This window comes from Paenibacillus sp. NAIST15-1 (assembly GCF_001894745.1).
Lineage (GTDB): Bacteria > Bacillota > Bacilli > Paenibacillales > Paenibacillaceae > Paenibacillus_B > Paenibacillus_B suaedae.
Genome location: NZ_BBYF01000004.1, coordinates 47,174 through 59,465 on the forward strand (window position 1 = coordinate 47,174; position 12,292 = coordinate 59,465).

7 protein-coding genes are annotated in these 12,292 nt (G+C 48.8%); 1 reads left to right on the plus strand and 6 read right to left on the minus strand.

Annotated features, from left to right (window positions below):
* Positions 1–90 precede the first annotated feature (90 nt).
* The 3 genes from PBN151_RS11210 to PBN151_RS11220 form a co-directional block, all read right to left on the minus strand.
* Positions 91–2,127, minus strand: a complete 2,037-nt coding sequence (locus PBN151_RS11210; RefSeq protein WP_072729019.1) for a copper amine oxidase N-terminal domain-containing protein — start codon at positions 2,125–2,127, stop codon at positions 91–93.
* Positions 2,128–2,193: 66 nt separating this feature from the next.
* The gene (locus PBN151_RS11215; protein ID WP_227774589.1) at positions 2,194–3,393 is read right to left on the minus strand and encodes a S1C family serine protease; all 1,200 of its coding nucleotides are present in this window, start codon (positions 3,391–3,393) and stop codon (positions 2,194–2,196) included.
* Between the two features lie 194 nt (positions 3,394–3,587).
* A complete protein-coding gene (locus tag PBN151_RS11220) occupies positions 3,588–3,791 on the minus strand; it encodes a DUF2759 family protein (RefSeq protein ID WP_021257086.1) in 204 nt (67 codons plus the stop codon).
* Positions 3,792–4,191: 400 nt separating this feature from the next.
* On the opposite strand from PBN151_RS11220, the gene PBN151_RS11225 reads away from it, so the two are divergent.
* Positions 4,192–5,814, plus strand: a complete 1,623-nt coding sequence (locus tag PBN151_RS11225; protein WP_072729020.1) for a nitrite/sulfite reductase — start codon at positions 4,192–4,194, stop codon at positions 5,812–5,814.
* Positions 5,815–6,109: 295 nt separating this feature from the next.
* Here the strand turns inward: PBN151_RS11225 and PBN151_RS11230 are convergent, their stop codons facing one another.
* From PBN151_RS11230 to uvrB, 3 genes are all read right to left on the minus strand, one after another.
* The gene (locus tag PBN151_RS11230) at positions 6,110–6,883 is read right to left on the minus strand and encodes an HAD family hydrolase (RefSeq protein WP_072729021.1); all 774 of its coding nucleotides are present in this window, start codon (positions 6,881–6,883) and stop codon (positions 6,110–6,112) included.
* 246 nt (positions 6,884–7,129) lie between these two features.
* Positions 7,130–10,006, minus strand: coding sequence for an excinuclease ABC subunit UvrA (gene uvrA, locus PBN151_RS11235; RefSeq protein ID WP_072729022.1), 2,877 nt, complete (start codon positions 10,004–10,006; stop codon positions 7,130–7,132).
* Positions 10,007–10,074: 68 nt separating this feature from the next.
* Complete coding sequence (uvrB, locus tag PBN151_RS11240) at positions 10,075–12,072, minus strand: excinuclease ABC subunit UvrB (RefSeq protein ID WP_072729023.1); 1,998 nt, start codon at positions 12,070–12,072, stop codon at positions 10,075–10,077.
* Between the last annotated feature and the right edge of the window lie 220 nt (positions 12,073–12,292).

Below are 12,292 nucleotides of genomic sequence, written 5' to 3' on the forward strand. Positions count from 1 at the left end.
AGGACATTTCCACCTACAACTAGACAACCAGCTGCACACGTAAGAAAAAGAAAAGCATCCCGCCATAGCTTGGCTAGGATGCTGTCTGCATCATGACTTCTTATTCGTCACTTGCTCCGTAAATTGAAAGGATTCCATCGTACGCTTGAAAGAGTCAAGCAGTTCTGGTGTTCGCGCCGTATCCTCCATTGAATACCCGAGTGAGAATACTTTGCCTTCACGCGCAATTAACAGCAAATTCACGGTGAAGCTCAATTGACCGGCCTCGCTGAATACTTTCATCTCGACCGCATAAGCTTTATTGCCTTGAACCGTCGTCTTCTCTTGCTTCACGATCTCAACCTTAGTGTCGCCTTCCCCTTTATAGTAATCTTCCCATCTTGCAAGCGCCTCTTCTACTGTTCGCACTTGATCGACATACACGGAGAAATCACTATCCGGCCGTGAATAATAAGCAATCATGCCTTCGTCCAATTCAACATCATAGTTCTCTTCTCCCCAAGCATAGAACCCGCTCGTCCACCAATCCGGTACCTGCAAGGTAAATCCATAATTCGGAGCTTTGCGAGGTGAGCTGACAGACCAGTCCTTGTACCAGTCTTCCCCTTTCGGGAAGTCTTCGGGACTTTCAAGATCTTTCTTCACACTTCCATCAACCTTCACCGAGGAAAACAAGCGGTTTCCAAGAGAAATACCCTCTGAATTATCCGGACAATGATAGATCATCAAATATTGCACACCTTGATCGACAACGAGCAAATGCATGCTCACCTTCCAGTTCTTCTCGTCGACTTTGCTTTTTATTTTAATGGATTTTGCCATTTTCCCATCTGCAAGTTTTACGTCCTGCTCAGGATCGACCTGCAAATACTCAGACTTGGTGGTCTTTTTCAAATAAGATAAATGATTTTTTGCAAACTGGTCGAGCGTCAAACCAGGTGCAGCAGTCGCAATATTGTAATTGACAGACTGTTCCCAATTTTTCGACCCATATGATTGGAAATACGTATCAGACGATGCCCACTCTACCGGCAAATCCATTGTCAGCCCTTTGCCCCACAACTCCGTATTGCGGTAGCCGTCCTTCACCGAGCTGATATTGGTTGCAGCACCAGCGGAAAAGCTCGGACGGAACGTATTTATGAACGGAACGTACTGCAGCATCTGCTTCGGTCGTTGCGCATTTGCATCAAATATACGGACGATATATCGCTTGCCGTTGGAGCTGAACACACGCGCTAAGTACATATCCTCTTCATTTATAAAGATAGATTGTGCATAGGCAATCCCATCGACCTTGCCCGTGCTCGCTTCATACATTCCTGACTCATCGTCTAACTCTTCCGCTTGAAGATACTCCATTAATTGCTGCTCCGACGCTTGCCCCTTAAATGTATCTGCCCAATGCTCAAGCGGCTTCGATGCCCAATCCAGCGCATTGATTGTTACATAGACATGTTCTGTTGGATCTGCAAACATAACAGCGAACTCCTCAGGGGATAAGCTCTCATGCGTCCAGCCCTTAGGGAGTACCATATTCCATTGATAGTAGGAATCTCCGACACGCGCAGCCTTTGCACTCACATCTACAGCAGCACCTGCAAGATTTCCTGCCTGTTTCCAGCGCAATACAATCGATTTATCCTTATCCACCGAATAAGTTGCACCAAAAGCTTGTGCCAGCTGCTTCAACGGCACCATCGCAGTACCGCCAGTCATTTCCGGGGCTACTGCCAGTGTGACAAGCTTGCCGTTCAGCATCGCCTGCTTCTGGCCGATTCGCATCCGAATGGAGACAGCATCGCTTTCCAATATCACTGCATTATCCTGTTCCCATTTCAAGGCCGCATCGAACACATTCGTGAAGATACTAAGCGGCACCATCGTTGTTCCTTGACGAACGTATGGCTTCACAATCGCTAACTTCTCACCGTTCCATGTCGCACTCGTACTGCCCACTTTCAATCGGAGCATCTCCTGCTGCCCAGCCGCGGCAGTTGCTGCCACAGCCGGAGACGGAGACACGTTCCAAGCTGCCGTACCTGAAACAACGGCTGCTATTGTCATAATCGCTACACTCTTCCGCCAATGATGGCTCGAGAACGGATATCGAATCGTGTTCCCCATATGAAGCACTCTCCCCTTCGCTCTTCATCTATGAAATATTCCCTTCAGTTTTCATGCACTTCTACATTACTTATCAGCTTCTGCTGACTTCTCCTTAACAGCAGGCTTTACTGCTTCACTCAGCACTACCATCTTCGCAACAAGATTCCCCTTCGACTGCATCGTCAGCTTTACTTGCTGCCCTGGCAAAAATGACTTCAGTGCCTCATGCACATCGACAAGGGTCTTCACCGGCTTACCGTTAATGGCATACAGCACATCGCCTTCCGTTATGCCTGCCTTCTTCGCCTGGGCGCTTACAACACTCGTAACCTTGATCGGAACATCTGTCGGCAACCCCACATACGCAGCCCAGCTCTCTTCCAGCTCAACGCCAATCGAGGCCCGCTTCACCTTGCTATATTTGAAAAAGTGCTGCACGATCATGTTTACCGTGTCAGACGGTATCGCAAATCCCATATTCTCGATCCCTACAGCAGCGAATTTCATCGAATTGATGCCAATCACTTCACCGCGCATATTCACGAGTGGCCCTCCGCTATTGCCGGGGTTAATAGCTGCGTCCGTCTGAATCAGCTTGTAGCTTGAATCGACAGCCCGATCAATACCACTAATAATCCCGGAAGTCGCAGAATTGCGCAGTGTAAATGATACCGGTGTTCCAAGTGCAACGACCCCTTCGCCCACCTTAAGTGTTGGGTTCGAACGTACAAATGTGACAGGCTTCATGTTTTGTGCATTGATTTTAATCAGGGCAATATCACTTTCCTCATCAGCGAACCATTTGCTTACCGGATAGGATTTCCCTTCCGGTGTTACGACCACTGGCTTCTGCAAGGCCAAAATGACATGCGCATTTGTAACAATCCATCCATCCTTGCGCACAACGACTCCCGTTCCGTGAGACAGCCAGTTGTCTGAATCATCTTCCGCATCGATCTGACGGCCAATAATCGATACAACGGATGGGCTTACCTTTTCCACAATAGTAGGAATATCATTAGGCTTGTACTGATATGTATTCGACTTGCTATCATATGTACCTTTGCCGCCGGCTACCTGCTCAAGCGCCTCCGCTTCTACATATACCTTGTCCTTCACCTTCACGGCTCGAAATGACGCCTCAGCACCTGCCGCAGTTGGCAGAACAGATGCTCCAATCAGTAAGGAAACGATAAATAGCGCAATTCTGTTTCTCCCCATCTTTCTAGATAACTTCACTTCTGATGCATGGTTTGTATGTGTTCTCTTCGCTTGCCCAACCATCCGGTTGCTCCTCCTCTTGCCCCCTATGAAATCAGGGCATTCCAATCTCTATGCTTCCATTCTCCTCTAACCTTAGATCATATGCAAGAAAAAAAGACTCCTTGATGATATCCACCAAGGAGTCTGTCTGTAGGACATGTATGTATCGCCTTATGTGTTATGTGAAGATCAATTGTTCAAAGGCTTGATGGCGATTACCAACCCTGCACCATTACCCAATCCGCGTATAAAAAGACAAGCAAGCTCACAACGGCGAAGCCGAGCGCAAATAGGTTGCGAGGACGCTGCTTGACTTGGCGTAGAACTGCCCAGATCAAGAGTAAAGTAAACGCAATCATAAATAAATCAAAATGCTGATAGGTGCTTTCGCTCTGTTGTGCTGCTTCGGCCAAAAACATGGTGTGACCTCCCTCTACACGTGCATTATACTCATATGCATCTATGTTATATTTACCCAGCAAAAGAATCAAGGCAAATTTTTCATATTTAACAAGATTGTCACCAATATTTCATGATTTATCCCTTGTCACTGAAATCCTGCATGATAGATGTCATTGAGTGAGAGATTAGATGGACATGTTTTCGCCACATCATGCCGTACCTGTGCCTTTCACTTTACTTGGCTTCATTCTCCTGTTGCCATTCATAAGAGATATTGAATGCATTCATCAGAAATTGTAATAGCACTTGTCTTCACCATGCATTGTCGCCTTGCTGGAAATATGTTACGATTACCTCACTTATAAAACATACTATTTATATCGGAATAAACAAGTTAAAGGGAATGAGGGACTGCCAATGGCTTATGATCCGATTTGGATGCAAGACCCTGGGAAGCTGAATAAGTTTGAGTTTGTCAAAATGGAGAAGGACGGTCTTGATGTCATTCGCGATATTATTGAAACGTATGCACAGCAAGGCTATGAATCCATCCCCGAAGATGACAAAGGTCGTTTCAAGTGGGCCGGTGTCTATGAGCAGAAACCGAAGGACGGACATTTCATGATGCGCATCCGCATCAATTCCGGCATTATGTCCGCCGCGCAAGCTCGGACGCTAGCCGATATCGCTGAGTTGTACGGCCGAAGCCTGATAGACGTAACGACCCGCCAAGCAATCCAGTACCATTGGCTGAGAGTCGAGGACTTCCCTGATATCTTCAACCGTCTTGAACAGGTTGGACTCTATTCGTATGAGGCTTGCGGCGACTGCCCGCGAACGATTGTCGGCAATCCGCTTGCTGGCATTGATCCCAATGAATTAATGGATACAACTGATCTCGTAAATGAAGTAAATGATTTTTTCCTCTTGAATCGAGACTTTTCCAACTTGCCGCGCAAATACAAAATGTCGATTTCCGCCAACATCTATAACAATGCGCATGCTGAAATTAATGACTTAGCCTTCACCCCTGCCGTCAAAATCATTGATGATCAGGAAGTGATTGGCTTCCACGCCCATGTCGGAGGTGGATTGTCCGCCAAGCCGCACTTGGCGCAAAAGCTTGATATGTTCATACGTCCTGAGGAAGTGCTCAAGGTCGCCATCGGCGTAACGACACTGTTCCGTGACAATGGATTCCGTGAGAAGCGCCATCATGCCCGTCTGAAGTTCCTTATTGCGGCTTGGGGTATAGAGGCTTTCCAGAATCGCTTAGAAGAGCTGATTGGCAAGTTCCCTACTCGTGGCGAAGATAAAACCGTCGGCTGGCAAGCAGCTTACTTCGACGGCGTACACCCGCAGAAACAGAACGGTCTCTTCTATATTGGACTCAACGTGCCAATTGGCCGGTTGGATAGCCAAGAGTTCCGTCAGCTGGCTGAAGCAGCTGAACAATACGGTGACGGATTACTGAGGACAACGATGTCCCAGAACATTGTTCTGACTGGCATCCCCGAAAATCACATTGATGAGGTTCTTGCTCTACCCGTGCTGCAGCGCATTACTCCACATCCTAAGCCATTCATGAGCCGGACGGTATCATGCACAGGCAACGAATTCTGCAACCTAGCGATCGTAGAAACGAAGGAACGCGCGAGACGCGTAGCTGACTATTTGGATGAGCATATCACCGATCTGGATGAACGTATTCGCATTCACTTCATTGGCTGTCCAAACGCCTGCGGTCAGAAGCATGTCGCTGACATCGGCTTACAAGGCTCTCTCGTGAAGACGGAGCAAGGCATGGTCGATGCTTTCGATATCGCAGTCGGCGGCATACTCGGCCCGAATGCCCGTTTCAACACAACGTTGAAAGGGCGTGTAAAGGGCGACGACGTCCCATACGTCCTAGAACGGCTCCTTCGCTTCTATAAAGAGGAGCGCAAAGCGAATGAGACATTCCATCATTTCTTCCTCCGTGTCGGTGCAGACGCGTTCCAGCAGCGTCTGACCGAGATTCTAGCTGCTCCTATCGGCTAAGCCTAATGAGAGAGAATACATCCACCCCGCACCAGCCTCCCCTGTTATGAACAAGAGACCAACCTTAGCTAAGCGCTCTGGCTGGTCTCTTCATTTCACAGCATATGATTTATTGAGAAAAGTTCTGCATTATTACTTGTCTTCGTCCAGCATGCACCATACTCTGCGATTATTATACTGCAGCCTTCGTACGATTAATCGCCTTAGCTAAAAATGACTTGCCTATCATTACTCCTAACATTACTTATCGTAACATGATTCAGCCTAACATGTGATGTAAGTTGCCTTATGCCTCTTACTCGTCGTCCTTCAGTTGAATCTCCTCGTAAGAACGAATCATCACATCTGCGGATTCAGGCGCTGTATCAAATTGATTCGCTTCATCAATGAAGATTTGAAGACTTGAGCCAGCAGCGTGTCCCATTTCCATATCCCCAACCGAATCTCCGATCACAGCTATCTCATGTGGTTCTAGACCGATCTCTCGGCAGGCCAGCTCCACCATGTCCGGATAAGGCTTCCCTTGAGCTACACAATCATCGCCAACGACCGCATCGAAATAATGGCGGATTCCCATCTTCTCCAAATGCTGCTCAGATGGCCCCTTATCATCTGCTGTCACAACCGCCATCTTAAGTCCATGCTGACGGCAGAGTTCCAGAAAAGGCACAACGCCTGTTACCGGAATAATATTAGCATGCTCCAGCAATTGTTCATTCGCCTGTTCAAACACCGCTGTTACCCGCTGCACAGCGCGGTTCCATGGTACTCCTTCTTTATAGAGCAAATAAGTCGCGATCGAAATCATCTGCGTCGGAGAACCCATCGCCAGCGGCCCTTGCCGATCATGCGAACGTATCGATCTGTCTGGCTCGATGTGAACGCCTAAAATATATCCCGGATCTTCCGGCAAAGAGCCGCCCTCTTGCTTCAGCTCCTGTTCCAATCCCTTCATTACCGTCTCCGCCCACCAGCCCCACAGGCTAATGAACTGCAACAGCGTTCCATCCTTGTCGAACAAAATACCGCGCACCTTTGCGCTGCAAGAACCTACTTGAAGCTGTACCATCTGCACCATCCTCTGCAAGATCATTATCGTGCCCTACCATTTCGGCATACATAGCTCGGTCTCCTGCTGCATTCCTTAACTGCTTCAACATTTCTCGACATGGGATCGTTAAATGGCAATTCCAGTTGACACACATCCAAAACACATTTAATAACACGTTCAAAAAACAAACTGCACAAAAAGGCACGGCCAGCTGTTATAAGCCGTACCGTGCCTGTATCGTACATCAATGAAACGATGCTGATTCTACACTTGCTGTGCTTCCCGATCCTTCTTCGTTAACTGCTTCGTACGCTCCGCATCGCGCTCCAAGATCGGCTTCAAGTACTTGCCTGTATAAGACGCAGGTGCCGTTACGACTTGCTCCGGCGTTCCGTGCGCAACGATTGTTCCGCCGCCGCTGCCGCCTTCTGGACCCAAGTCAATAATATAGTCTGCTGTCTTAATGACATCCAGATTGTGCTCGATAACGAGCACCGATTCACCGGAATCGACAAGTCGATGCAGCACATGCAGCAAGCGATCAATATCCGCAACATGGAGACCTGTAGTCGGCTCATCCAAAATGTAAATCGTCTTGCCTGTGCTCCGGCGATACAACTCAGCTGCCAGCTTCACGCGCTGCGCCTCACCGCCAGACAATGTTGTCGCAGGCTGTCCGAGTTTCATGTAGCCAAGGCCGACATCAAGCAATGTCTGAATCTTACGATGGATACGAGGAACGTTCTGGAAGAACTCAACTGCATCCTCGATCGTCATTTCCAGCACATCTGCGATGTTTTTCCCTTTGTATTTCACTTCCAGCGTCTCACGATTGTAGCGCTTGCCCTTACATACCTCACAAGGTACATAGACGTCAGGCAGGAAGTGCATCTCAATCTTAATAATCCCGTCTCCCCGACATGCTTCACAGCGTCCGCCCTTCACGTTGAAGCTGAAGCGTCCCTTCTTGTAGCCACGGATCTTCGCTTCGTTCGTTGAAGAGAACAGGTCACGGATATCATCGAATACACCTGTGTAGGTGGCTGGATTCGAACGTGGCGTCCGCCCAATTGGAGATTGATCGATATCAATGACTTTATCGATATGCTCAAGTCCTCGAATTTCCTTGTGCTCACCCGGGCGCACCTTCGCCTTGTTCAAATCTCGTGCCAGCGTTTTGTACAAGATCTCGTTGACGAGTGTCGACTTGCCTGAGCCAGATACGCCGGTAACTGCGGTGAAGACGCCCAGTGGAATCTTCGCATGAACGCCGCGCAAATTGTTCTCCTTCGCACCGCGAACCTCCAGCCAGCGTCCATCCGTCTTACGGCGTTCCTCAGGTACGGGAATAAACTTGCGACCGCTCAAATAAGCCCCGGTAAGTGAGTTCTTATCCTTCATGATCTGCTTCGGCGAGCCTTCAGCTACAACCATACCGCCGTGAATTCCAGCGCCAGGACCGATATCGATAATATAATCGGCAGCAAGCATCGTATCCTCGTCATGTTCAACGACGATAAGCGTATTCCCGAGGTTGCGCATATGCTCCAGCGTCTGGATTAAGCGATCATTATCTCGCTGATGCAGACCGATACTAGGCTCGTCCAAAATGTACAGAACCCCCATCAAGCTAGAACCAATCTGCGTCGCTAAACGAATGCGCTGCGCCTCTCCGCCAGATAGCGTTCCCGCTGCACGGTTCAAAGTCAAATACTCAAGCCCGACGTTCACGAGGAAGCCGAGACGCGAATTAATCTCCTTCAGAATGAGATGCGCAATCAACTGCTCCTTCTCTGATAGCTCTAAGCCGCTAAAGAAACGCTGCGCTTCTCCGATAGAGAGCGAGGTGACATAGGCCATGTTCTCACTGCCTACCGTAACCGCCAAGCTTTCCTTGCGAAGACGATGCCCTTTGCAGGAACCGCAAGGCTTCGCACTCATAAACCCTTCAATATATTCACGGATGCCCTCTGATGCCGTCTCACGGTAGCGACGCTCCAGATTATGAACGATACCTTCAAACGGCACAAAGGCTTCCTTCTTATGACCGAAATCATTCTCATATCGGAAACGAACCTTTTCACCGCCCGTACCATTCATCAATTTGGACATCTGTTCCTTGTCCAACTGTGATACCGGAACATCCGTAGAAATTCCATAATGCTCACATACCGCAGCCAAGAACTGCGGATAGTAGTTCGACGTGCTGCCTGCCCATGCTTCAAAGGCTCCATCCTCAATCGTGCGCTCACGATCCGGCACCAGCAGTTCAGGATCGACAATCATCTTCATACCGAGTCCATCACATTCCGGACAAGCACCAAATGGACTATTGAAGGAGAACATGCGGGGAGCAAGCTCATCGATACTGAAGCCGCATTCTGGACAAGCCAGATTGGAGCTGAACACCAGCTCTTCTTCGCCGATAATATCCACAATCAGCTTGCCGTCTGACAGCTTCAACGCTGTCTCAATCGAATCGGCAAGACGTGATTGTACATCTTCCTTCACGACAATTCGGTCTACAACAACCTCGATATTGTGCTTGCGATTCTTCTCCAGCTCAATCGTCTCGGACACATCACGCAATTCTCCATCCACACGAACCCGTACGAAGCCTTGCTTTTGAATATCAGCAAATACCGTCTTATGCTCCCCTTTGCGTCCAGAAATGACTGGGGCTAGCAATTGTAGCTTCGTACGCTCTGGGTACGACATGATACGATCCACCATCTGTTCCACGGTTTGCGACGTAATCTCTATACCGTGCTCTGGACAATGTGGATGACCGACACGTGCGAACAATAGACGCAAATAGTCGTAGATTTCCGTAACCGTACCGACCGTTGAACGCGGATTGCGGCTTGTCGTCTTCTGATCGATTGAGATGGCTGGAGACAGCCCGTCGATAGAATCGACATCCGGCTTCTCCATTTGCCCGAGAAATTGACGCGCATAAGCGGATAGGGACTCCACATACCGGCGCTGCCCTTCAGCGTAAATCGTGTCGAAGGCTAATGACGATTTGCCCGAGCCGCTAAGACCCGTAAGTACAACGAACTTGTCGCGCGGGATCGTCACATCGATATTTTTCAAGTTGTGGGCACGCGCCCCTTTAATCACAATATGTTCACTAGCCAATGGATTACCCCTCCTGCTCGTTCAGGTTCACTCGAACCACGTACGGCATCTAAAATTACTGCTCTATATTAGTCCATCGCCTTCAATTCCAACAAAGCATCACGCAGCTCGGCTGCTCGTTCGAATTGGAGGTTCTTCGCGGCATCTTTCATTTCCGCTTCCAATCGCTGAATGACCGACTGACGATCCTTCTTCGACATCTTCTCGACAGACTTGCTGATATCGTACCCTTCCTTCGACTCCGCTGTCTTCGTCGCCTCGATCACATCGCGCACTTTCTTGCGGATTGTCTGTGGCGTAATGCCATGTTCCTCATTGAACGCCATCTGAATCTTTCGGCGCCGTTCTGTTTCCGTGATGGCCTTATGCATCGAATCCGTCATTTTATCCCCGTACATGATGACACGTCCTGATGCATTCCGCGCCGCACGCCCAATCGTCTGAATGAGGGAGCGTTCTGCACGCAGGAAGCCTTCCTTATCTGCGTCCAAAATCGCAACCAGCGATACTTCCGGCAAGTCGAGCCCTTCACGCAGCAAGTTGATGCCGACAAGCACATCGTACACACCTAACCGCAAATCACGCAGCAGCATCATCCGTTCCAAGGTTTTAATATCAGAATGCAAATAACGCACCTTAATGCCGATTTCCTTCAAGTAGTCGGTTAAATCCTCGGACATCTTCTTCGTTAACGTCGTTACAAGGACACGCTCATCCTTATCCAAGCGAATGCGAATTTCTTCAATTAAGTCGTCAATCTGCCCCTTCGTAGGCCGTACTTCAATAACTGGATCTAGAAGGCCCGTCGGACGAATAATTTGCTCTACCATCTTCGGAGTATGCTCAAGCTCGAACGGCCCCGGCGTCGCTGATACGAACACAGCCTGACCTACCTTCTGCTCGAACTCCTCAAACTTGAGCGGTCGATTATCCATCGCCGACGGCAAGCGGAATCCATGCTCAACAAGCACTTCCTTCCGCGCTCTGTCCCCGTTGTACATCGCACGTACCTGTGGGAGCGTAACATGAGACTCATCGACCACGACAAGAAAGTCGTCTGGGAAATAGTCAAGCAATGTATACGGTGTTGCACCGCGTTCACGGAATGTGAGCGGTCCAGAGTAGTTCTCGATCCCCGAACAGAAGCCCATCTCCTGCATCATCTCGATATCATAGCGAGTACGCTGCTCCAAACGCTGTGCTTCTAACAGCTTGCCCATACTGCGCAATTCTTCTAACCTTTCTTCCAATTCACGCTCTATATTGACGAGGGCCACCTTCATCGTCTCTTCTCGCGTTACGAAGTGAGACGCCGGGAAGATCGCGATATGTTCTCGTTCACCAATAATTTCACCGGTCAGCACATCTATTTCAGTAATTCGCTCGATTTCATCACCGAAAAGCTCCACCCGAACTGCGTTTTCACCATTCGAGGCTGGGAAGATTTCAACAACATCGCCCCGCACGCGGAACGTGCCGCGTGTGAAGTTCATATCATTACGCTGGTATTGAATGTCAACTAGCTTACTAAGAATCGCGTTCCGCGGCTTCTCCATCCCCACCCGAAGCGACAATACGAGGTTGCCGTACTCCATCGGGGAACCCAAGCCATAGATGCACGATACACTCGCTACAATAATCACATCACGGCGTTCGAACAAGGAGCTGGTAGCAGAGTGACGAAGTTTGTCGATCTCTTCATTGATACTGGAATCCTTCTCAATATACGTATCGGAAGAAGGAATATAGGCTTCAGGCTGATAGTAATCGTAGTAGCTGACGAAATAAGACACAGCATTGTTCGGGAAGAATTCCTTGAATTCACTGCACAGCTGTGCAGCGAGTGTCTTATTGTGAGCAATAATTAACGTAGGACGATTCAACTGAGCTATCGTCTGGGCGATGGTAAAGGTCTTCCCTGTTCCTGTCGCTCCGAGCAGCGTCTGATACCGTTTCCCTTGATGGACGCCTTCAACCAATTGTTCAATCGCCTTAGGCTGATCTCCTTGAGGGGAGAACTCGGATACTAGCTCAAAAGGTCTGTCTTCCCTTTCAAAGTCCGTCACAACCTCACCACTTTCTACTTAATATCATGTACATTTTATATGATGAACTGTATCTGTCAGAGCTCGTAATGCATCAAGCAGCCGTACTCCAACCCGTACAGCAAAACACTACTGTAATGAAAATAAATTCCTGCCTCATTCTCTGTTTATAGGCATTTCATCCTGCTTATTCGCGCAAAAAGCGATCGCTCTGGGACACTCTAGGACTCTTGGCTCAAAA